Below are 20,016 nucleotides of genomic sequence, written 5' to 3' on the forward strand. Positions count from 1 at the left end.
CACAGAGACGAAAAAGCCCCCGCTACCAAACTGGCAACGGGGGCTTTTTGTGAGCAGCAAAATCAAAAGATCGCAGGCTGCGCCAGCTCCTACAAGTTGTACGCAGTTTTCGCGTAGGAGCTGCCGGAGGCTGCGATCTTTTTGTGGGGCTTACATCTCTACCTGTGTACCCAGCTCAATCACCCGGTTCACCGGCAACTTGAAGAACCGCAGGTTGCCGTTGGCGTTTTTCAGCATGAAGGCGAACAACACCTCACGCCAGCGAGCCATGCCGACGAGCTTGGAGGTGATGACCGTTTCTCGACTGAGGAAGTAAGTCGTACGCATCGGACTGAAGTCCAGCTCATCGAGAGGACACAGCTTCAGCGCTTGCGGCACATCCGGCTCGTCCGTAAAGCCAAAGTGCAGGATCACCCGATAGAAGCCTTCGCCGTAAGAGTCGACCTCAAACCGTCGCTGCATCGGCACCCGTGGAATGTCCTCGTAAACCACTGTCAGCAGCACCACCCGTTCATGCAGCACCTGGTTGTGCAGCAAGTTGTGCAACAACGCATGAGGAACCGCATCCGCTCGTGCCGTGAGGAACACCGCTGTGCCCTGGACCCGGTGAGGTGGCTGTACGCGAATACTGCTGATGAAAATCGGCAACGGCAGACCGCCCTCATCCAGCCGATCCACCAGAAGCTCTTTACCGCGCTTCCAGGTGGTCATCAGGACAAACAGCACAATCCCCGCCAATACCGGGAAGGCACCGCCCTGCACGATTTTGGGTACGTTGGCAGCGAAGTACAGCCCGTCCACCAGCAGGAAGCCAACCAGGATCGGCACCGTCAGGATAGGCGACCATTTCCACAGCAACAGCATGACCGCCGCCACCAGAATACTGGTGATCAGCATGGTCCCGGTCACCGCGACACCGTAGGCCGAAGCCAGAGCGTTGGACGATCCAAAACCGATCACCAGCAAAATAACGCCGACCATCAGGGTCCAGTTCACTGCACCAATGTAGATCTGGCCTTGCTCGGCACTGGAGGTGTGCTGAACGTGCATGCGTGGAATGTAACCGAGTTGAATCGCCTGACGAGTCAGGGAGAACGCCCCGGAAATCACTGCCTGAGAAGCGATCACGGTCGCCAGCGTCGACAGCACCACCAATGGAACCAACGCCCAGCCCGGCGCCAGCAGATAGAACGGGTTACGCGCCGCGTCCGGGTTCTCCAGCAGCAAGGCACCCTGGCCGAAATAGTTAAGCACCAGCGCCGGCAACACCAAGGCGAACCAGGCACGGGCAATCGGCTTGCGACCGAAGTGCCCCATGTCTGCGTACAGCGCTTCAGCACCGGTCAGCGACAGCACCACAGCACCGAGAATGGCGATGCCCATGCCGGGATGATTCGTGAAGAAGCGCACGCCCCAGACCGGGTTCAGCGCATTCAGCACTTCCGGGTGCTGGGAGATGCCAAGAGCACCCAGTACACCCAGCACCACGAACCACAACACCATCACCGGGCCGAACAACTTGCCAATGCGATCTGTGCCGTGTTTCTGGATCAGGAACAACCCTACCAGCACGATCAGCGACAACGGCACGACCCAACGTTCGAGGCCGTCAAACGCCAGCTCCAGACCTTCCACCGCCGACAATACGGAAATCGCCGGGGTGATCATGCTGTCGCCGTAAAACAGCGCAGCGCCGATCAGGCCGAGGATCACCAGCACCGATTGCAGCCGCGGATACGATGCCGACGCTCGCCGCGCCAGTGCAGTCAGGGCCATGATCCCGCCTTCGCCCTGGTTGTCGGCACGCAATATGAACAACACGTACTTGATCGAGACGACCCAGATCAGCGACCAGAAAATCAGCGCCAGAATCCCGAACACCCCGTCATGGTTGACTTGTACCCCATAGCCGCCGGTAAACACCTCTTTGAGGGTGTAGAGCGGGCTGGTACCGATATCGCCATAAACCACCCCGACCGCCGCCACCAGCATTCCCAAGGGCTTTGCCCCGGAATGCCCTGAGCCTACTGCCTGACTACTTGCCTGACTCATCAACCACTCCTGCCACCAAGACCGGGGCTTCATATAAAAAGCACAGCGCCTAGCAAGCGCCTACGCTTTGCAACCTGCGCAGACTGCCATGCAGCATGCACCGTTTTACTTATTGATACAGACGATTTGTTGACTGAAAAAATACGCCTGGGTGTAACGGCGCGAAGCATAGCGCAGCACTCGTCGTATTTCCCTGCATAATGCTGGTCAAGTGCGCTGGCCATCGCTAGAATTGCGCACTTTTTGATCAGAGGCGCGTCAAGCGCCCATCTGTCGCCTTGCCGTTTTCGGCTGGAGGCGTCACAAAACACCGAGGTTAGACATGTCCACCACAACGCCGGCCAACCCTAAAGTTGGTTTCGTATCCCTGGGTTGCCCGAAAGCACTGGTCGACTCCGAGCGCATCCTTACCCAACTGCGCATGGAAGGCTATGACGTCGTGTCCACGTATCAGGACGCCGATGTCGTGGTGGTCAACACCTGCGGCTTCATCGACTCGGCCAAGGCCGAATCCCTGGAAGTGATCGGCGAAGCCATCAAGGAAAACGGCAAGGTCATCGTCACCGGCTGCATGGGCGTCGAAGAAGGCAACATTCGCAACGTACACCCAAGCGTGCTGGCCGTCACCGGTCCGCAGCAGTACGAGCAAGTGGTCAACGCGGTGCACGACGTCGTGCCACCGCGCAAGGACCACAACCCGCTGATCGACCTGGTGCCGCCGCAAGGCATCAAGCTGACTCCGCGCCACTACGCCTACCTGAAAATTTCCGAAGGCTGCAACCACAGCTGCAGCTTCTGCATCATCCCGTCGATGCGCGGCAAGCTGGTCAGCCGTCCGGTCGGCGATGTGCTCGACGAAGCCCAGCGCCTGGTCAAATCCGGCGTCAAAGAGCTGCTGGTGATTTCCCAGGACACCAGCGCCTACGGCGTTGACGTCAAGTACCGCACCGGTTTCTGGAACGGCGCGCCGGTGAAAACCCGCATGACCGAACTCTGCGAAGCGCTCAGCACGCTCGGCGTCTGGGTTCGCCTGCACTACGTTTACCCGTATCCGCACGTCGACGAGCTGATCCCGCTGATGGCCGCCGGGAAAATCCTGCCGTACCTGGACATCCCGTTCCAGCACGCCAGCCCGAAAGTACTCAAGGCGATGAAACGCCCGGCGTTCGAAGACAAGACCCTGGCGCGCATCAAGAACTGGCGCGAGATCTGCCCGGACCTGATCATCCGTTCGACCTTCATTGTCGGCTTCCCGGGCGAAACCGAAGAAGACTTCCAGTACCTGCTGAACTGGCTGACCGAAGCCCAGCTCGATCGCGTCGGCTGCTTCCAGTACTCGCCGGTTGAAGGCGCACCCGCCAACGATCTGGATCTGGAGATCGTTGCGGATGACGTCAAGCAAGACCGTTGGGATCGCTTCATGGCGCACCAGCAGGCCATCAGCTCGGCGCGCCTGCAAATGCGCATCGGCCGTGAAATCGAAGTGCTGGTCGATGAAGTCGACGAGCAAGGCGCGGTCGGCCGTTGCTTCTTCGATGCCCCGGAAATCGACGGCAACGTGTTTATCGACAACGGCAGCAACCTCAAGCCGGGCGACAAGGTCTGGTGCAAAGTGACCGACGCCGACGAATACGACCTGTGGGCTGAACAGATCTAAACGCAAAAAATATGAAAAGCCCTGCTCTCTTCACGAGATGCGGGGCTTTTTTACGTCTATCGTATTGTTCAGCAAGAGGATTTAACCTCACTCACGGCACAAGGGGCAGGCGGGCATGCGCCATCATTCGGTCATCCACACACCGAAACACAGCGACTACGAAGAACTGACCCGGGTCTGGGAGGCGTCGGTACGCGCCACGCATGACTTTTTACCGGACAGTTACATCGAACTGCTGAAGAATCTGGTGCTCACCCGCTATCTGGATGCCGTCATGCTGATCTGCACCCGCGACCGACGCCGGCACATCACCGGGTTCGCCGGCGTTGCGGCAGGCAAGGTCGAAATGCTCTTTATCGCCCCCGAACACCGTGGCGAGGGTCTGGGCAAACAGCTGCTGCGCTACGCGCTCGAGCACCTGAACGCCGATGAACTGGACGTCAACGAGCAAAACCCGCAAGCCTTGGGGTTTTATTTCAAGCAAGGTTTTGAAGTCATCGGACGCTCGGAAGTCGATGGCATGGGCCAGCCGTATCCGCTGCTGCACATGCGCTTGAAGCAGGCCAATCAACAGGCTCGGCGCGGTTAAAAGCCACACGAGACAAAAGGACCCGCGATTAACCGGCGCGAGGCAGGTACAATGCCTCCCCCCTTTTGTAACGGCCCCTGTCATGACTGACCCGATTCGTCTCTCCAAACGCCTCATCGAGCTCGTCGGCTGTTCCCGTCGGGAGGCTGAGCTGTTCATTGAGGGCGGCTGGGTCACCGTGGACGGCGAAGTCATCGATGAGCCGCAGTTCAAGGTCGACACCCAGAAAGTCGAACTCGACCCCGAAGCCAAGGCCACCGCGCCGGAACCAGTGACCATCCTGCTGCACGCACCCGCGGGCATGGATGCCGACACCGCCCTGCAACTGATCGGCCCCGAGACCCTGAGCGAAGAACACCGCTTCAGCAAACGCCCGCTCAAAGGCCACTTCCTGCGCCTGACCGCCAGCGCCGATCTGCAAGCCAATGCCAGCGGACTGCTGGTGTTCACCCAGGACTGGAAGATTCTGCGCAAGCTCACGGCCGATGCCAGCAAGATCGAGCAAGAGTATGTGGTCGAGGTCGAAGGCGACATGGTCGCTCACGGGCTCAATCGCCTGACCCACGGCCTGTCCTACAAGGGCAAGGAACTGCCAGCGGTCAAAGCCAGCTGGCAAAACGAAAATCGCCTGCGCTTCGCGATGAAAAACCCGCAACCGGGCATCATCGCCCAGCTCTGCCAGGCTGTCGGCCTCAAGGTCGTCGCCATCCGCCGCATCCGTATCGGCGGTGTTTCCATCGGCAAAGTGCCGGTGGGCCAATGGCGCTATCTGTCTGCCAAAGAGAAATTCTAAGGCGGCCACACATTTCGGCGTCGCCGGTACCGGCAACGCCCATAGCTGAATGATCAGGACTGCACACATGATTCATAACGACGTACTGCGCAGCGTGCGCTACATGCTCGACATCAGTGACAAGAAAGTCATCGAGCTCATCAAGCTCGGCGGAATGGACGTCACCCTGGAAGATCTGGTGACGTACCTCGACAAGAAAGAAGAAGATGAGGAAGGCTTCGTACGCTGCCCGGACGAAGTCATGGCCCACTTCCTTGATGGCCTGGTGATTTTCAAGCGTGGCAAGGATGAAAGCCGTCCGCCGCAGCCGATCGAGCTGCCGGTCACCAACAACATCATCCTGAAAAAACTGCGCGTGGCCTTCGAACTGAAAGAAGACGACATGCACGCGATTCTCAAGGCTGCCGAGTTCCCGGTCTCCAAGCCGGAGCTGAGCGCGCTGTTTCGCAAGTTCGGCCACACCAACTACCGCCCATGCGGCGACCAGTTGCTGCGCAACTTCCTCAAGGGCCTGACCCTGCGCGTTCGCGGCTGACGATGACCTACAGCGTTTCCCCCATCGGCTTCGTGCGCTCCTGCTTCAAGGAGAAGTTCGCCATTCCGCGTCAGCCGCAACTGGCCCCGGCCGCTCGCGGCATTCTGGAACTGGTGGCGCCGTTCGATCAAGGCGATGCGGTGCAAGGCCTGGAGCAGGTCAGCCATGTCTGGCTGCTGTTCCTGTTTCATCAGGCGCTGGAAGACAAACCGCGACTCAAGGTCCGCCCGCCGCGCTTGGGCGGTAACAAGTCCATGGGCGTGTTCGCCACGCGTGCGACCCATCGGCCCAATGGCATTGGCCAATCGGTGGTCAAGCTGGACAAGGTTGAAGCCAATCGCCTATGGATCTCCGGCATCGACCTGCTGGACGGTACGCCGATTCTCGACATCAAACCCTACGTGCCCTACGCCGACATCATCCCGGGCGCGTCCAACGAGATCGCCAGCGCCGCGCCGCAGTTGATTCCAGTGCAGTGGGTGGATGCCGCATTGCAACAGGCTCGTACGCATGCTCAGCGCCTTGAAGAGCCCTTGGTCGAGCTGATCGAGCAATGCCTGGCGCAAGACCCACGCCCGGCCTACCAGACGCCTGCACCCGAACGCGAGTACGGCGCACAGTTCTGGGACCTGGACGTACGCTGGCATTACCCCGAGGCCGGGCTGATCCGCGTCCTGGAAGTCATCCCGGTCGCACCCAAATTGTAGGAGCTGCCGTAGGCTGCGATCTTTTGATCTTCTTCCCGCCAGCAAAAAGATCGCAGGCTTCGCCAGCTCCTACAGAAACGGCGCCAATAAAAAAACCCGCGTTGCCTGGGAAGGCAACGCGGGCTTTTCAATGAGGCGTCTGTTTACTTCTCGACGAACGCACGCTCGATCAGGTAGTCACCCGGCTCACGCATACGCGGCGAAACTTTCAGGCCGAAGCTGTTGAGCACTTCGCTGGTTTCGTCGAGCATGCTCGGGCTGCCGCAGAGCATGGCGCGGTCGTCTTCTGGATTGATCGGCGGCAAGCCGATGTCGCTGAACAGTTTGCCGCTGCGCATCAGGTCGGTCAGACGACCTTCGTTTTCGAACGGCTCGCGAGTCACGGTCGGGTAGTAGATCAACTTGTCACGCAGGGCCTCGCCGAAGAATTCGTTCTGCGGCAGGTGCTCGGTGATGAACTCGCGGTAAGCGACTTCGTTGACGTAACGTACGCCGTGGCACAGGATCACTTTTTCGAAACGCTCGTAGGTTTCCGGATCCTGGATGACGCTCATGAACGGCGCCAGACCGGTGCCGGTGCTGAGCAGGTACAAATGCTTGCCAGGCTTCAAATCGTCCAGCACCAGGGTGCCGGTCGGTTTTTTGCTGATAATGATCTCGTCGCCTTCCTTCAGATGTTGCAACTGGGAAGTCAGCGGACCATCGGGAACCTTGATGCTGAAAAACTCAAGATGCTCTTCCCAGTTCGGGCTGGCAATCGAGTAAGCGCGCATAAGCGGGCGGCCGTTGGGCTGTTGCAGGCCGATCATCACGAACTGGCCGTTCTCGAAGCGCAGGCCCGGATCGCGGGTGCACTTGAAGCTGAACAGAGTGTCGTTCCAGTGATGAACACTGAGGACACGCTCGTGGTTCATGTTGCTCATGTACGGGGGACTCCTGGAAATTTGTCTGCGCATGCTCTGCGCCTGCTCCGCAAAAATGAGCTGCTGAGCGCGATTGCATAGCATTCTAATGGCAGCGACAATATCTGTTAAATGGATTATTAAGATAAGGGTTATCGGTTATATAGATATGCGATTTACTCTACGTCAACTTCAAGTCTTCGTCGCCGTCGCTCAGCAAGAGAGTGTGTCCCGTGCTGCAGGTCTGCTCAACCTTTCGCAGTCGGCGGCCAGCACCTCGATCACCGAACTTGAGCGCCAATCCAGCTGCCAATTGTTCGACCGCGCAGGCAAGCGGCTGAGCCTCAACGCCATGGGCAAGCAGCTATTGCCGCAGGCGGTGGCACTGCTGGACCAGGCCAAAGAAATCGAAGACCTGCTCAACGGCAAGTCCGGTTTCGGCTCGCTGGCGGTCGGCGCCACCCTCACCATCGGCAACTACCTGGCGACTTTGCTGATCGGCAGCTTCATGCAGCGCCATCCGGAAAGCCAGGTGAAGCTGCACGTGCAGAACACCGCCAACATCGTGCAACAAGTCGCCCACTATGAAATTGATCTAGGTCTGATCGAAGGCGACTGCAGCCACCCGGACATCGAGGTACAAAGCTGGGTCGAGGATGAGCTGGTGGTGTTTTGCGCCCCGCAACACCCGCTGGCCGCCCGTGGTCAGGCGACAATGGAAGCACTGGCCCACGAGGCATGGATCCTTCGCGAACAGGGCTCCGGCACGCGCCTGACTTTTGACCAGGCCATGCGTCATCACCGTAGCACACTGAACATCCGGCTTGAGCTGGAACACACCGAAGCGATCAAACGCGCGGTGGAGTCTGGTCTTGGGATTGGTTGTATTTCGCGGCTGGCGCTGCGCGACGCGTTCCGACGCGGCAGTCTGGTGGCGGTGGAAACGCCGGATCTGGATCTGGCGCGGCAGTTCTATTTCATCTGGCACAAGCAGAAATATCAGACGTCGGCCATGCGAGAGTTTCTCGAACTGTGCCGCGCTTTCACCGCAGGGGTTCAGCGCAGCGACGAGATCGTTTTGCCGACGATTGCCTAGGGCCCGTACGAAAACTTCCCGGGTATTAGATCAGAATGACTGTCCACACCATCGCGATCATGCTCAAGGCCACTAACTGAGCAGCGCTGCCCATGTCCTTGGCATTTTTCGACAGCGGGTGCCGCTCAAGGGAAATCCGGTCAATTGCCGCTTCCACGGCCGAATTGAGCAACTCGACAATCAGCGCCAGCATACAGACGGCAATCAGCAAGGCACGCTCGACGTGGCTGACGTTCAGCACAAACGCTACCGGAATCAGGATGACATTGAGCAGAACCAGTTGACGGAATGCGGCTTCGCCGATGAAGGCTGCACGCAGACCGTCAAGAGAATAACCACCCGCATTGAGAATGCGCTTGAGACCGGTTTGACCTTTGAAAGGCGACATAGAGTAGGCAACTGAACCAGAAGGAGTAGAAAAGCTAGATCAACAGAAGTTAAAAAAGCGTGAATGAAAGAGCCTTTAGTGGCTCGAAATCGACTCAAGTTGTTGCAATAGCAACGCCGCCTGAGTCCGGGTACGCACACCCAACTTGCGGAATATCGCCGTCACGTGCGCCTTGATCGTCGCCTCCGACACACTCAATTCGTAGGCAATCTGCTTGTTCAGCAGACCTTCGCAGACCATGGTCAATACACGGAACTGCTGTGGCGTCAGACTGGCCAAGCCTTCGCTGGCAGCCTTGGCCTCGTCCGAAACGCTGACTGCTTCAAATGCCTGCGGTGGCCAAAAGACATCGCCATCCAGCACAGAGCGCACGGCTTGTTGAATCACTTCCAATGAACTGGATTTTGGAATGAAACCACTGGCCCCGAACTCACGGGAACGCACCATGATCGAGGCTTCTTCCTGAGCCGAAACCATCACCACCGGGATCTGCGGGTATTGACCGCGCAACAGCACCAGCCCGGAAAACCCGTACGCGCCCGGCATGTTCAGGTCCAGCAGCACCAGATCCCAGTCAGCCTTTTCGGTCAGACGGGCTTCCAGCTCGGCAATGCTCGCCACTTCCACCAGACGAACCTCGGGGCCAAGGCCCAGGGTCACGGCCTGGTGCAGCGCGCTACGAAAGAGTGGGTGGTCATCGGCAATCAGGATTTCGTATGTGGCCATTTTTCAAATGATCCTGTTTTTTATGGCTGACCTGATGCATTCAGGCCTCGCCAAGGCAACTCGAGGCACCACCAGACAGCGGCACCAACAGGGCACGTTCAACGCCAAGAGCCCATAAAACCAGCGTTTCAATCTTCGGCCGCACCCCAATCGGCGCCAAGGATGCCCAGCGAAGCCTGGGTGGTCAAGCCGCAAACCCGTGGTTAACTCAGTATGGGCGACTCTCAGGGCATGACCGGCGCTGTGTGTTCAACGAATGGCAACAACTCTGTATGGGCCGGGGTCGAGACATTCAATTCCAGCTGATGTTTGGCATCAAGGTAATGCTGGCTGAACACATCGAAATAGGCATCCAGTGCCGATGCAGCATCTACATCCCCCGCCAGATCCAGGCACAAGGCAGCCACTTCCGCGGTGCACAGGTGTTCGCTGCGGGTCGACCTTCGCAAGCGGTATCGTGAGAGCTTTTCGGGGAGCAGGCTCAGAATCGGAAACCCGTCGAAATAAGGGCTTTTGCGAAAAATCTTTCTCGCCTCGGTCCAGGTTGCATCCAGCAGGATGAACAGTGGGCGCTTCTCGCCAGTCGCCTCAACGGTATGAGTCACCCGTTCGGGCGCAACGTATTCGCCGGGAAAGACCAGGTAAGGCTGCCACTGCGGGTCAGATAGAAGCTTGATCAGTTCAGGATCGACATCGGTACGCGACCAGATGAAGGCAAAGTTATCCCTCACCACGTCAGCGATCAGCCAGCCGGTATTGCTCGGTTTGAACACTTCCTTCCTGGTCATGATCAGGCAAACGCCGGCCCGCGATTCGACCTGAGGGCGCCAGCTGCATAGACAGTGACTCTCGATCACACGGCATGTGTGGCAACGAGGTGCCCGTGAACCGCGGGCCAGAAAAGGCTTGGTGCTCTCTTCTTCGCGCTCATCGCGCAGGCGGGCTACAGCGTTCATGGCGAAACGCGAAACTGCATGACTCATCGCTGGCAACGCCGGCGGGGAAGGAAAATCGACACGAAACACACTCGGCAGGGCAGAAAGTCACGGCAGTTTACCAGAGCAGCCAGCCCAAGCCTGTACCGCCTACCCCCGCTCGCCTATAATCCGCCGCCACTGAACGCACCGCCATGTGGCTGGTCGAAGCACCAGTCACTGAACCAGGAGAGTTTCATGCTGCGCCTTATCGTCCCCACCGCTGCCCTTCTGCTGGCCCTGCCTTTCAGCGCTCAAGCAGCCTCCCTGAATGACTTGAATCTGGGCAAGATGCTGGAGAAGGTTGCTGCGGAAAGTAACGTCGGCCTGCCTCGGGAAATCAATGAGAACCTGCTCGACCAAGGCTATACGGTTGAAGGCAAACAACTGATCGACCACATCAGCGTGCAATCCGGTTATGCCGACGAAATGCGTGCCAATCCGAAAGCCGTTTATCTGCAACTGGGCGCCAGCGTTTGCCGCAACGCGAACTATCGCAAGCTGATGGCCAAGGGCGCGATCATGCGTTACGACTTCTCGGAAAACAAAACCAATCGCCCCGTAGGCTCGGCCAGCTACCAGGAATCGGATTGCCCTGCGCAGACTGCGCAAAAGAAAAAGTAATCACTGCGAGCCCGCGCGTCGTTGCTCATCTTCGGCGCGCAGCTCTGCCACCAGCGCCTGCAAATAAGGCGAGCGTTGTTCTGTACCTTCCAGGCGTCGACGACATTCCTCTTCGAGGCTCACGTGATTGCGCGCGGCCGCCGACTGCAGCAATCGATACAGTTGCGTATCGACCTCCAGAATCATCAGGCTCATTGCCTGCCTCCTTGCATTTGATCGCCAGTCATTGCGCGATGATTCCCCACAGCTCCTGAAGCGTTGCGCCTTGCCTTGGACGCAATGCTGTCTTGTTGTGCCTGTCACTTAGTAAATCAGAGCCATGGACATCCGGCAGAGGTTCTGACGGGCGGTGAAAGGCGATTGCAAACCCGTAATAAGTGATTGCCAGCAAAGACTTTCGAGGACCATGATCAAGTCAGCACAACTCACAGCGAGCGTCTAGATTCAGTGTATTCGTGTTCAATATTCAAGGCAGAAAAGGGGCTGCCCATTCAGAGTCTTGTCGTGCGAACGTTTCTTTCATCCAAGGGATAAACAGAACCCGTCTGGATGACTCGACCGCTACTTCAACGCTTCACGGTGCTGTCGAGTCGGGTGTAGTGCCCAGCCCTCTTTGCGGGCTGACAGCGACACAAGCAGTGTCGCGGCTCAGGCGAATTTCTCGTTCGGGCCGAAGGTTCTGTGTAGAAGGAGAAGTTGAATGCCTTACCAACCAAATGACCTTCTGGTGCGTCATTTTCAAAGCATCGGCGTCGATCTCACCAGCAAGATCGAAGAGCAACTCAACCTGGTTTCACCCAATAGCCCGAATATTCCGATTTATCGCGACATGATGTTGACGGTCTTGCGCATGGCGCAAGAAGACCACAATCGCTGGAACGCCAAGATCACCCTGCAAGCCCTGCGCGAACTGGAGCACGCCTTCCGCGTGCTGGAGCAGTTCAAGGGACGGCGCAAAGTCACCGTTTTCGGCTCCGCTCGTACACCGGTCGAACATCCGCTGTACGCCCTGGCCCGGGAACTGGGCGAAAAACTCGCTCAATCGAACCTGATGGTCATCACCGGTGCCGGTGGCGGCATCATGGCCGCCGCCCACGAAGGTGCAGGCCGGGATCACAGCCTTGGATTCAATATCACCCTGCCCTTCGAGCAGCATGCGAATCCGACCGTCGGCGGCACAGCCAACCTGCTGCCCTTCCACTTTTTCTTTACCCGCAAACTGTTCTTCGTCAAAGAAGCCGATGCACTGGTGCTCTGTCCAGGCGGTTTCGGCACCCTGGACGAAGCCCTGGAAGTACTGACCCTGATCCAGACCGGTAAAAGCCCACTGGTTCCCGTGGTGTTGCTGGATGCTCCCGGTGGCAGTTTCTGGGAAAGTGTGCTGGACTTCATCCGCAATCAACTGGAGGCCAACCGTTACATCCTGTCGAGCGACCTGAAGCTGATTCGTCTGGTGTACAACGTCGATGAGGCCGTGTCGGAGATCAATCAGTTCTACAGCAACTACCACTCCAGCCGTTGGCTGAAACGTCAGTTCGTGATTCGCATGAATCACCCACTCAACGACCAAGCGCTTGAGCATATGCAGGAGGCCTTTGCCGACCTGTGCCTAAGCGATCACTTTCATCAACATGCTTACAGTGGCGAGGAGCACGACGAGGCTCAGTTCAGTCATCTGGCGCGACTGTCCTTCACCTTCAACGCCCGTGATCACGGACGCCTGCGTGAGTTGGTCGACTACATCAACCTGCCGGAAAACTGGGCCACGGCCCAGCCCGCATCACAGCGCAAACGGGAACCGGTCAAGGTCACTTGATCAAAAAAAGGCCCGACTATTTCAATAGTCAGGCCTCTTCAGTCAGTCATCCAATCCTCGGCCGCTGAACAAGCGGCCAATCATTTCCATGGAATATCCCCGATAGGCAAGAAAGCGCCCTTGCTTGGCGCGCTCACGGGCGTCTATCGGCAAATGCCCGGCAAACTTGCGTCGCCAGGTGTCTTCCAGGTTTTCTTGCCAGCTGATTCCGCTCTCACGCAGGGCGAGTTCGATATCGGCACGTTGCAAGCCGCGCTGGCTCAACTCTTCGCGGATGCGCAAAGGGCCATAACCGGAACGGGCACGGTAGGAAACGAAGCTTTCAAGGTAGCGGGATTCGGACAGCAGCCCCTCTTCCGTCAGACGGTCGAGTGCTGTGTCGATCATTTCATCAGAAGCACCGCGCTGACGCAGTTTACGCGTCAGCTCGACTCGACCGTGCTCGCGTCGCGCGAGCAGGTCCATTGCGGTTCGCCGCACCGCGACGAGGGTATCGAGTACGGCGGTCATCGGATCAATCAGATATCAGCATCAGCCAGATCATCGGCGGTCTCTTTGACCGGCGAAGCTTTGACGTCTGGAGTCGGCGTCAGCAGCTTGTCGCGAATCTGCTTCTCAAGGGTGGCAGCGATGTCCGGGTTGTCCTGCAGGAACTTGGCCGAGTTGGCCTTGCCCTGACCGATCTTGCTGCCGTTGTAGGCATACCAGGCACCGGATTTTTCAACGAAGCCGTGCAGTACGCCGAGGTCGATCATCTCACCATTGAGGTAGATGCCCTTGCCGTAAAGAATCTGGAACTCGGCCTGACGGAACGGCGAAGCCACCTTGTTCTTGACGACTTTGACGCGGGTTTCGCTGCCGACCACTTCGTCGCCTTCTTTCACCGCGCCGGTGCGGCGGATGTCCAGACGAACCGAAGCGTAGAACTTCAGCGCATTACCACCGGTGGTGGTTTCCGGGCTGCCGAACATCACACCGATTTTCATCCGGATCTGGTTGATGAAGATGACCAGGCAGTTGGCGTTCTTGATGTTACCGGTAATTTTACGCAGCGCCTGGGACATCAGACGGGCTTGCAGGCCGACGTGCATGTCACCCATTTCGCCTTCGATTTCAGCCTTCGGTACCAGGGCCGCCACGGAGTCGACGATAATCACGTCAACCGCGTTGGAACGCACCAGCATGTCGGTGATTTCCAGGGCTTGCTCGCCGGTATCAGGCTGGGAAACCAGCAGGTCGTCGACATTGACGCCCAGTTTGCCGGCGTATTCCGGGTCCAGGGCGTGCTCGGCGTCGACGAATGCGCAGGTCGCGCCGGCTTTTTGAGCCTGGGCGATCACGGACAGTGTCAGCGTGGTTTTACCGGAGGATTCAGGACCGTAGATTTCAACGATACGGCCTTTTGGCAGACCGCCAATGCCGAGTGCGATGTCCAGACCCAGAGAGCCAGTGGAAATAGCCGGGATCGCCTGACGGTCCTGATCGCCCATACGCATTACGGCACCCTTGCCGAATTGACGTTCGATCTGACCCAGGGCCGCAGCCAAGGCTTTCTTCTTGTTGTCGTCCATTAAAGTCCTCACGTAATCAATAAGGCCTGACGGCCAACACCTGTATAAGTAGCCAGTATTATTCCACAGCGTTTCGGGATCGCCTACCCCTGATTTGAGATTTCTCCGGCGGCATACTGCAGCAACCCCTCTAGCGCGGCCTTCACCGTTTGTCGGCGGACTTCATCGCGGTTGCCGGGGAAGTGTCGGTACTCCGAATACACTGCATCTGCGACACCCCAGGCCAGCCACACGGTGCCCACCGGTTTGTTCGGCGTACCGCCGTCCGGCCCCGCAATACCGCTGACCGCCACGGCAAAACGCGCGCGACTCTTGTGCTGGGCGCCACGTACCATGGCTTCGACCACTTCACGGCTGACCGCCCCGACCTCAGTGAACAACTCGGCGGGCACATTCAGTTGCTGGGTCTTCTGGCGATTGGAATAGGTGACATAGCCGGCCTCGAACCACGCCGAGCTGCCGGCAATCCGGGTGATCGCTTCGGCGATCCCGCCACCCGTGCAAGACTCAGCCGTGCTGACGTGGGCATTGAGAACCTGTAAACGCCGGCCTAGTTCCGCGGCAAGCTGGGTAATTTCGTTCACGACTCTCTCCTTGATCAGGCGGGCATGCGCTCTACCGTACACGAGCGAATCACGCTTGCAAGACGCAGGCTAGATCAAAATGTTAGCGAGCGAGCGCTCTGACATAGGCCTGACAGGCCTGCAAGGCAATCAGTCCGCGGTCGCCTGCGTCGGTGATGCCGATAATTCGTTGAGCATGCGCTGGCTCAAGTCGGGCTCGTACGGTTCCATGAACCATGCCGCCGGCTCCGGAGGCGGCTGACACACCAGAACCGGCGTCGGCATCACTGGGGTCGACAAGGACTGACAGGCGCAAATCAGCAGTGGCAAGACGGTCGCGCAGGCGACCTTGATCACGTTGTGCATCGCTCAAGGCCTTTGAATAGGTTTGATCGCTGGCTTGAAGACGCTGCTCCAGAGCCAGGCGCTTGTCCTGTTCGGCGCGCTGTTGATTCGCCGCCGCCAGGGTCAGTTGGTTCAGCGCCTCAGCCTGGGTTTTGGCGAGATCCGCCAACTGCCGGCCGTAACGCCAATCCTGAATGTGCCAGGACAGTGCCGCGGCACCGCCAGCCACAATGGCCAACAGTACAGCGACGCCAATTGCCCGGTAAGAAATCGGCATCAGACCGAAGGCTGGCATAACACCGCCCTCGCCCGCGCCCAGAGCTGCAAACGTTCTTCCAGCCCATTCAACCCACCGTTGATCCGGCGGGTGATGCTGTTGAACTGCCCACGATCGGCCAGTTCGTTCAAGCCGTTCAGCTCCCAGAACCAGGCCGCCGATTCGGCCGCCCACTGCGGCTGCTCAAGCAACTCAGGCAAGGACAGCAAACGCTCATCGCCAAACAGCGCGAGGCTGCATCGACGATAGTTGTCGCGCCCGGTGATCTGGATCAGTCCTCGCCCCCGGTAAAGCTGCCCATCACCGTCAGCTTCAGGCGTGTTGCCCAAGCGAATGGCCAGCGCGCCGGTATCGTATTTGCTGAGGTACTGGTCGTTGCCTAACTCACGCACGTAACGCAACTGCCCCGACTCATGGCCGACTTGCGCAAGGAACGCGGCGATGCGTTTGGGGGTATTGATGTTGTGGTGGGTCATGGCGGTGTTGAGAGCAGAAGCGAAAACGCCCGCTTGAGGGCGGGCGTTCGGCATGATGTTGAGCAGTTGCTGTTCTGTTAGAGGCATAAACCAATGTCCTGCTGCCTAGTATTTGATTACGTACAGCAACGCGACGTTGCGAGGACGCGATTCATTGCCGCCGACCGCTGCCACGGTAACGGTGTGAGCGTGATCGCCAACGGCAGCTACCGCGACGGTGTGGGCGTGGTCACCCACAGCATTGATCGCCAGGCTATGGCCGTGGTTGCCCCCTGCTGCAGTCACCGCGTTATAGTCGCCCGGCCCACTGCCGGTGCCCTGACGACCATAAGACGTGTTGTTACCATTGGCATAAACGCCATGCTGGTGATCCCCGGAATTGTTAGTGATGCCGGTGTGGGTGTGGGTGCCTGCGCCTCCTGTCGAGGCGCCATGGGTATGTGTACCCGCGCCGGCAGTCGAGGCCGCATGGGTGTGCGAGGCGTTTTGTCCGCCTTGCGCGCTGCCCAATTCCCGTGCTGCATCGACTCCGCGGCCATCGTCCCAGCCACGTACAAATTCACCGCGCAGATCCGGCAGGGCAAAGGTCGTACTTCCATTACCTGCGCCAAAACGCGTACCGATGGCCGCGAAAAGCGCGGCATATTGCGTGCGAGAAACGATTTCACCGTTGCATTTCAGCCAGCCTTTTGACGGTTCTGCAGTCGCTACGGTTTTGATGTCACCAATATCACTGCCGGTCTGCTTGATCATTCCGGTGCTGGCGACCATCACCCAGGCCCCCTCCGCAATCGAGCTGTTCCATTGCACCCAAACATCGCCTGCGGCAGTGATCTCTCCTTCCTGGACGGCGTTATGGTCAGTACCGACGATGGGTTTGGCAGCCAGCCCGTTAGGCGAAAAGGTGCTCGCTCCGGTATTGGCGTGCAACGCTTTGAAGCGCAACACCAGGCCGTCGACCAGATTGATGAGCACCGGTGCATAATTGGCGGCATAGGCATCGGCCTTGCCAGTGTCCAATGCATAATCAACCAATCCCGCCTGATTGATTTTGCGTACAGCCAGCAGCAATTGCCCGAGCTCGACTTCGTCAGGAACAACCCCCGCGCCTTTGATCACAGCCAGTAACTCTTCTGTAACCGAGTTCCCCCACGCGGCAGGTATCAGTGACCCCGGGGTACCATTCAGCGGGTTCTCGTCGACAAACTTTCCATTTACCAGCCCTACGCTGGGCACACTCTTTGGGTAATCCACTCTTCTATCCCCTAGTCATAATTGATTTGCACCTGCGTATGAGCAGGTGCACTGCGGTGTATCAGGCACTCCAGGGCGGACCCTGGGTTCATGCCAAAGCGCTCGCCCCAGTAGCTGGCGCCGAAGCGGCGACCCAGCAGGAGGCGGCCGCCGGTATTGAGCGTCCACATGAACTGAGCCTGCCATGTACCGAAGTGCGCCGATCCAAACCTTGAGCGCCCCATGCGTGGTGCTCGCGATTGCGTGACAGTGGCATTCGGATACCCCTGGCTGCGGGCGATTTCAACGAAGTACACCGCGGTCTGAGCACCAACCGCGAGCAATCGCCTACGTACGGCGAGGCGGCGGTCGTCGAACAGTGGGTTCAAGCCCAGGCACGGGTCGGGCAGATTCATCACCCGCTCCCAGTCCGGCACCAGTTCGCTGACGCCGGCCGGGTCCATTTCGTTGAGCAGGTCGGCGGCGCGGGCGTCGAGGCGAGCCAGTTCCTGAGAGACATCTTCCAGGACGCGTTCCAGCTCCGGCACTCGCTCGGGATCCCAGGCCGGGCCGCTGGGCAGCAGGCTGCGCAGTTGGGCCTGGTATTGCGCGGCGGTTCTTATTGCAGCCATACGCAACCTCCGAACGTCAGCAGCTGATTGCTCCCGGCCGTAACGTCGGCGGCTGGCGCGACCAGTTTGTGATCGCTTTCACCAGTGGCGCTGCTGATGGCTTCGGCGATGTGGGTCAGCAGCAAAGTGTCACCGAGCCCGGCCTCGCGGTTGTGCAAGTCGCGCAACTGCGCTTCGACGGCGGCGCGCACGGCGCTGGTGTCGGGGGTCAGGCGCAGACGGTAGGTCACCGGCAATTGCACCGGCGCCAGCACATGCAACTCGGCAGTGACCGGGCGCAAAGGCTCAATGTACGCCTGGACCAACGCCAGCTGTGTCGCGTCCGGGACCGGTTGCGGGTCGTCGTCACGCATAACGAATAAACCGACCGTGCCCGGCCCCAAATAGCTGCCGCGACACCAGGCGCGGGTGATCCCCGGGCACTCCAGCGCCCAGGTTTCATAGTCTTGCGCCGAGCCACCGTGAGGGATGATGCGGTACGAGCGAATCACCCGCGAGCGCAGCGACTCGACACTTTCACGAGCAACACCTCCGGTCAGTCCCGGCGCCAACACGGTGAAGACTCCGCCAATACCCTGGATCGGTTGCACCGGGATCAGCGTCATGCCGGCGTCGGCATTGCCGAGAGATCCGGCGTCCAGCGCGGCGATGGTGGTGCTGTTGAGGCCATTGCTGGTGGTGCTCGCGGCAGTCACTTTGTAAGTGCGACCATCGCTCGATTGCAGCAGGGTGTCGATATCCAGCACCGCGCCAGCCGTGGCGGTAAAGCTGACAGATCCGCGGGCTGATTGTGCCGCTTTACGCGGTTGGTTGAGGCGTAGCGCGGCGATGCGTTCCAAAGTGGCTTCATCGGCTTTGTCCGGCAGAATCTGCTCGGCGATCCAGTCCAGATAGCCATACAGGCCAAAGGCGGCGCCGCCGAGGGTTCGGGCCAGAACTTGCGCATCGGACTGGCGCAGCGAATCGCTGGCCAGGTCGCTTTGGGTGCGTTTGATCAGCACCGGCAGCGAAGGCGTTTCAAACGGCATAGGTCACCTGCCAACTGTGTTCAGGGTTGATGTCCAGACGCTCACCGTCGGCCAGGGTCAATACCGTGCGCAGGTTCAAGCGCTGGTCGTCGAGGCGCTCGCTGAGGATCTCGATAGCGCTGCAATGGCCGTCGTCGATCAGCCATTGCAGGGCTTCGCGGGCATAAAATTCGGCGTCGACCTGGGTCTGCCGGGTCAGCTTGACCCGACGCAGCAACCACAGTCGCGAGCCGATACGGTCGTCGGCCACCGTGGGGAAACTGTCGCCCCACCAGCCGAAGCGTTCGTCGTCACCGAGGAAGTCATCGGCGGCGGCGCGGCGCCAGGTGAAGAGGCTGATCAGCACCGAACGGGTCAGGGCGGCTTTGAGGTCACGACGGATAAACATCATTGACCTCCTGCCGGTGCTGCGGTCTGGCCGTTGCCCGGCTGGACGCCCGGGTGCACGTGTTTGATCTGGCTGATACCGCCGGCGATCTGATCGCCCTGAGAGACGATCTTGCCGGTCTGGGTCAGGGTCGGCGTGTCGATGTTGACGGCAGCGCTGGCGCGGATGTTCAGCGTGGTGGTTTCGATGTCGATGATCCGTCCGCGCTTGAAGTGGACCTTGTCACCTTCGTCGGTGTAGATCGCCACTTCACCGGGTGCCAGCGCCTTGAGGCGATAGCGGCGATCGGCGACCACCAGTACCACGGCGTGAGAGCGATCCCCGCCGAGAAAGGTCGCAATACCTTCGGCGCCGGCCAGCGGGTTGCTGGTGAAACCGTAGGGTTCGAAGTGCTCCATGTCGTCATTCACTTCACCGGCAGTCAGACGCATTTGCAGCGATTGCAGCTTGGTAGCCGAATTGGCGAGCACGACAGTGCCGCGCGCCAAGAGGCGTGTCAGTAGGCTCATTGGGTTTTCCTTGGATACGAAAAGGGTGCCCCGAGGTGTCCAAGATCGTCCGAACGCGGCCCGAACCTTCGGCAGCTCCTACGGAGGTAGGTCGTTTATCTGTAGGAGCTGCCGGAGGCTGCGATCTTTTGGAGG

At 59.1% G+C, this 20,016-nt stretch carries 24 protein-coding genes; 8 read left to right on the forward strand and 16 right to left on the reverse strand.

Annotation, left to right across the window (positions count from 1 at the left end; all coding sequences use genetic code 11):
* Positions 1 to 150 precede the first annotated feature (150 nt).
* Complete coding sequence (locus BLL42_RS08040) at positions 151 to 2,052, reverse strand: potassium transporter Kup (RefSeq protein ID WP_071551575.1); 1,902 nt, start codon at positions 2,050 to 2,052, stop codon at positions 151 to 153.
* 322 nt (positions 2,053 to 2,374) lie between these two features.
* Between BLL42_RS08040 and rimO the strand changes: the two genes are divergently transcribed.
* The 5 genes from rimO to tsaA all read left to right on the forward strand — a co-directional run bounded on the left by rimO (position 2,375) and on the right by tsaA (position 6,333).
* Positions 2,375 to 3,709, forward strand: a complete 1,335-nt coding sequence (rimO, locus tag BLL42_RS08045; RefSeq protein WP_071551576.1) for a 30S ribosomal protein S12 methylthiotransferase RimO — start codon at positions 2,375 to 2,377, stop codon at positions 3,707 to 3,709.
* A gap of 115 nt (positions 3,710 to 3,824) precedes the next feature.
* The gene (locus BLL42_RS08050; RefSeq protein ID WP_071551577.1) at positions 3,825 to 4,298 is read left to right on the forward strand and encodes a GNAT family N-acetyltransferase; all 474 of its coding nucleotides are present in this window, start codon (positions 3,825 to 3,827) and stop codon (positions 4,296 to 4,298) included.
* An 82-nt stretch (positions 4,299 to 4,380) separates the two neighbouring features.
* Positions 4,381 to 5,091 carry an rRNA pseudouridine synthase gene (locus BLL42_RS08055; protein ID WP_071551578.1) on the forward strand — a complete coding sequence of 237 codons (711 nt, stop codon included), beginning with the start codon at positions 4,381 to 4,383 and terminating at the stop codon, positions 5,089 to 5,091.
* Positions 5,092 to 5,158: 67 nt separating this feature from the next.
* Positions 5,159 to 5,626: a YehS family protein gene (locus tag BLL42_RS08060; RefSeq protein WP_071551579.1), complete on the forward strand. Its 468-nt coding sequence runs from the start codon at positions 5,159 to 5,161 to the stop codon at positions 5,624 to 5,626.
* A gap of 2 nt (positions 5,627 to 5,628) precedes the next feature.
* Entirely contained in the window at positions 5,629 to 6,333 is a 705-nt protein-coding gene (tsaA, locus tag BLL42_RS08065) for a tRNA (N6-threonylcarbamoyladenosine(37)-N6)-methyltransferase TrmO (protein WP_071551580.1), read from the forward strand.
* Between the two features lie 143 nt (positions 6,334 to 6,476).
* Here the strand turns inward: tsaA and fpr are convergent, their stop codons facing one another.
* The gene (fpr, locus tag BLL42_RS08070; protein ID WP_003189055.1) at positions 6,477 to 7,256 is read right to left on the reverse strand and encodes a ferredoxin-NADP reductase; all 780 of its coding nucleotides are present in this window, start codon (positions 7,254 to 7,256) and stop codon (positions 6,477 to 6,479) included.
* Positions 7,257 to 7,404: 148 nt separating this feature from the next.
* On the opposite strand from fpr, the gene BLL42_RS08075 reads away from it, so the two are divergent.
* On the forward strand, positions 7,405 to 8,331 hold the full coding sequence (locus BLL42_RS08075) for a LysR family transcriptional regulator (protein WP_167368534.1): 927 nt from the start codon (positions 7,405 to 7,407) through the stop codon (positions 8,329 to 8,331).
* A gap of 25 nt (positions 8,332 to 8,356) precedes the next feature.
* Here the strand turns inward: BLL42_RS08075 and BLL42_RS08080 are convergent, their stop codons facing one another.
* From BLL42_RS08080 to BLL42_RS08090, 3 genes are all read right to left on the reverse strand, one after another.
* Complete coding sequence (locus BLL42_RS08080) at positions 8,357 to 8,719, reverse strand: diacylglycerol kinase (RefSeq protein WP_071551582.1); 363 nt, start codon at positions 8,717 to 8,719, stop codon at positions 8,357 to 8,359.
* 75 nt (positions 8,720 to 8,794) lie between these two features.
* A complete protein-coding gene (gene erdR / locus BLL42_RS08085; RefSeq protein ID WP_071551583.1) occupies positions 8,795 to 9,445 on the reverse strand; it encodes a response regulator transcription factor ErdR in 651 nt (216 codons plus the stop codon).
* Positions 9,446 to 9,669: 224 nt separating this feature from the next.
* Complete coding sequence (locus tag BLL42_RS08090; RefSeq protein WP_071551584.1) at positions 9,670 to 10,428, reverse strand: tRNA-uridine aminocarboxypropyltransferase; 759 nt, start codon at positions 10,426 to 10,428, stop codon at positions 9,670 to 9,672.
* A gap of 189 nt (positions 10,429 to 10,617) precedes the next feature.
* Here BLL42_RS08090 and BLL42_RS08095 point away from each other — a divergent pair, with 189 nt between their 5' ends.
* Complete coding sequence (locus tag BLL42_RS08095; RefSeq protein ID WP_071551585.1) at positions 10,618 to 11,043, forward strand: PA3611 family quorum-sensing-regulated virulence factor; 426 nt, start codon at positions 10,618 to 10,620, stop codon at positions 11,041 to 11,043.
* On the opposite strand, the gene BLL42_RS08100 is transcribed toward BLL42_RS08095, so the two are convergent.
* Entirely contained in the window at positions 11,044 to 11,238 is a 195-nt protein-coding gene (locus BLL42_RS08100) for a hypothetical protein (protein ID WP_071551586.1), read from the reverse strand.
* Positions 11,239 to 11,743: 505 nt separating this feature from the next.
* Between BLL42_RS08100 and BLL42_RS08105 the strand changes: the two genes are divergently transcribed.
* Entirely contained in the window at positions 11,744 to 12,859 is a 1,116-nt protein-coding gene (locus BLL42_RS08105; RefSeq protein ID WP_071551587.1) for an LOG family protein, read from the forward strand.
* 42 nt (positions 12,860 to 12,901) lie between these two features.
* Here BLL42_RS08105 and recX read toward each other — a convergent pair whose 3' ends face one another.
* The 10 genes from recX to BLL42_RS08155 form a co-directional block, all read right to left on the reverse strand.
* Positions 12,902 to 13,369 carry a recombination regulator RecX gene (gene recX / locus BLL42_RS08110; RefSeq protein ID WP_071551588.1) on the reverse strand — a complete coding sequence of 156 codons (468 nt, stop codon included), beginning with the start codon at positions 13,367 to 13,369 and terminating at the stop codon, positions 12,902 to 12,904.
* A gap of 8 nt (positions 13,370 to 13,377) precedes the next feature.
* Entirely contained in the window at positions 13,378 to 14,430 is a 1,053-nt protein-coding gene (recA, locus tag BLL42_RS08115) for a recombinase RecA (protein WP_054595966.1), read from the reverse strand.
* Positions 14,431 to 14,513: 83 nt separating this feature from the next.
* Positions 14,514 to 15,014: a CinA family protein gene (locus BLL42_RS08120; protein WP_071551589.1), complete on the reverse strand. Its 501-nt coding sequence runs from the start codon at positions 15,012 to 15,014 to the stop codon at positions 14,514 to 14,516.
* A gap of 82 nt (positions 15,015 to 15,096) precedes the next feature.
* Positions 15,097 to 15,633, reverse strand: coding sequence for a lysis system spanin subunit (locus tag BLL42_RS08125; protein ID WP_071551590.1), 537 nt, complete (start codon positions 15,631 to 15,633; stop codon positions 15,097 to 15,099).
* The gene (locus BLL42_RS08130) at positions 15,615 to 16,178 is read right to left on the reverse strand and encodes a glycoside hydrolase family 19 protein (RefSeq protein WP_071551591.1); all 564 of its coding nucleotides are present in this window, start codon (positions 16,176 to 16,178) and stop codon (positions 15,615 to 15,617) included. The genes BLL42_RS08125 and BLL42_RS08130 overlap by 19 nt, the downstream gene beginning before the upstream one ends.
* An 18-nt stretch (positions 16,179 to 16,196) precedes the next feature.
* The gene (locus tag BLL42_RS08135; RefSeq protein WP_129586939.1) at positions 16,197 to 17,345 is read right to left on the reverse strand and encodes a phage tail protein; all 1,149 of its coding nucleotides are present in this window, start codon (positions 17,343 to 17,345) and stop codon (positions 16,197 to 16,199) included.
* A gap of 11 nt (positions 17,346 to 17,356) precedes the next feature.
* Positions 17,357 to 17,956, reverse strand: coding sequence for a YmfQ family protein (locus BLL42_RS08140; RefSeq protein WP_071551593.1), 600 nt, complete (start codon positions 17,954 to 17,956; stop codon positions 17,357 to 17,359).
* Positions 17,944 to 18,984, reverse strand: a complete 1,041-nt coding sequence (locus tag BLL42_RS08145) for a baseplate J/gp47 family protein (RefSeq protein WP_071551594.1) — start codon at positions 18,982 to 18,984, stop codon at positions 17,944 to 17,946. The genes BLL42_RS08140 and BLL42_RS08145 overlap by 13 nt, the downstream gene beginning before the upstream one ends.
* Complete coding sequence (locus BLL42_RS08150; RefSeq protein ID WP_071551595.1) at positions 18,974 to 19,372, reverse strand: phage GP46 family protein; 399 nt, start codon at positions 19,370 to 19,372, stop codon at positions 18,974 to 18,976. The genes BLL42_RS08145 and BLL42_RS08150 overlap by 11 nt, the downstream gene beginning before the upstream one ends.
* Positions 19,372 to 19,881, reverse strand: a complete 510-nt coding sequence (locus BLL42_RS08155; protein ID WP_071551596.1) for a phage baseplate assembly protein V — start codon at positions 19,879 to 19,881, stop codon at positions 19,372 to 19,374. The genes BLL42_RS08150 and BLL42_RS08155 overlap by 1 nt, the downstream gene beginning before the upstream one ends.
* Between the last annotated feature and the right edge of the window lie 135 nt (positions 19,882 to 20,016).

The sequence above is a fragment of the Pseudomonas frederiksbergensis genome (genome assembly GCF_001874645.1).
In the GTDB taxonomy this organism is placed as follows: Bacteria; Pseudomonadota; Gammaproteobacteria; order Pseudomonadales; family Pseudomonadaceae; genus Aquipseudomonas; species Aquipseudomonas frederiksbergensis_B.

Bases quoted from the DNA above. Each gene is read 5' to 3' on its own strand.
- BLL42_RS08130 (WP_071551591.1), bottom strand. From the start codon at position 16,178: ATGCCTCTAACAGAACAGCAACTGCTCAACATCATGCCGAACGCCCGC.
- BLL42_RS08090 (WP_071551584.1), bottom strand. From the start codon at position 10,428: ATGAGTCATGCAGTTTCGCGTTTCGCCATGAACGCTGTAGCCCGCCTG.
- BLL42_RS08155 (WP_071551596.1), bottom strand. From the start codon at position 19,881: ATGAGCCTACTGACACGCCTCTTGGCGCGCGGCACTGTCGTGCTCGCC.
- erdR (WP_071551583.1), bottom strand. From the start codon at position 9,445: ATGGCCACATACGAAATCCTGATTGCCGATGACCACCCACTCTTTCGT.
- BLL42_RS08125 (WP_071551590.1), bottom strand. From the start codon at position 15,633: ATGCCAGCCTTCGGTCTGATGCCGATTTCTTACCGGGCAATTGGCGTC.
- BLL42_RS08080 (WP_071551582.1), bottom strand. From the start codon at position 8,719: ATGTCGCCTTTCAAAGGTCAAACCGGTCTCAAGCGCATTCTCAATGCG.
- BLL42_RS08055 (WP_071551578.1), top strand. From the start codon at position 4,381: ATGACTGACCCGATTCGTCTCTCCAAACGCCTCATCGAGCTCGTCGGC.
- BLL42_RS08040 (WP_071551575.1), bottom strand. From the start codon at position 2,052: ATGAGTCAGGCAAGTAGTCAGGCAGTAGGCTCAGGGCATTCCGGGGCA.
- BLL42_RS08075 (WP_167368534.1), top strand. From the start codon at position 7,405: ATGCGATTTACTCTACGTCAACTTCAAGTCTTCGTCGCCGTCGCTCAG.
- BLL42_RS08100 (WP_071551586.1), bottom strand. From the start codon at position 11,238: ATGAGCCTGATGATTCTGGAGGTCGATACGCAACTGTATCGATTGCTG.
- rimO (WP_071551576.1), top strand. From the start codon at position 2,375: ATGTCCACCACAACGCCGGCCAACCCTAAAGTTGGTTTCGTATCCCTG.
- recX (WP_071551588.1), bottom strand. From the start codon at position 13,369: ATGACCGCCGTACTCGATACCCTCGTCGCGGTGCGGCGAACCGCAATG.
- BLL42_RS08095 (WP_071551585.1), top strand. From the start codon at position 10,618: ATGCTGCGCCTTATCGTCCCCACCGCTGCCCTTCTGCTGGCCCTGCCT.
- BLL42_RS08140 (WP_071551593.1), bottom strand. From the start codon at position 17,956: ATGGCTGCAATAAGAACCGCCGCGCAATACCAGGCCCAACTGCGCAGC.
- recA (WP_054595966.1), bottom strand. From the start codon at position 14,430: ATGGACGACAACAAGAAGAAAGCCTTGGCTGCGGCCCTGGGTCAGATC.
- BLL42_RS08050 (WP_071551577.1), top strand. From the start codon at position 3,825: ATGCGCCATCATTCGGTCATCCACACACCGAAACACAGCGACTACGAA.
- BLL42_RS08105 (WP_071551587.1), top strand. From the start codon at position 11,744: ATGCCTTACCAACCAAATGACCTTCTGGTGCGTCATTTTCAAAGCATC.
- tsaA (WP_071551580.1), top strand. From the start codon at position 5,629: ATGACCTACAGCGTTTCCCCCATCGGCTTCGTGCGCTCCTGCTTCAAG.
- BLL42_RS08060 (WP_071551579.1), top strand. From the start codon at position 5,159: ATGATTCATAACGACGTACTGCGCAGCGTGCGCTACATGCTCGACATC.
- BLL42_RS08150 (WP_071551595.1), bottom strand. From the start codon at position 19,372: ATGTTTATCCGTCGTGACCTCAAAGCCGCCCTGACCCGTTCGGTGCTG.
- fpr (WP_003189055.1), bottom strand. From the start codon at position 7,256: ATGAGCAACATGAACCACGAGCGTGTCCTCAGTGTTCATCACTGGAAC.
- BLL42_RS08145 (WP_071551594.1), bottom strand. From the start codon at position 18,984: ATGCCGTTTGAAACGCCTTCGCTGCCGGTGCTGATCAAACGCACCCAA.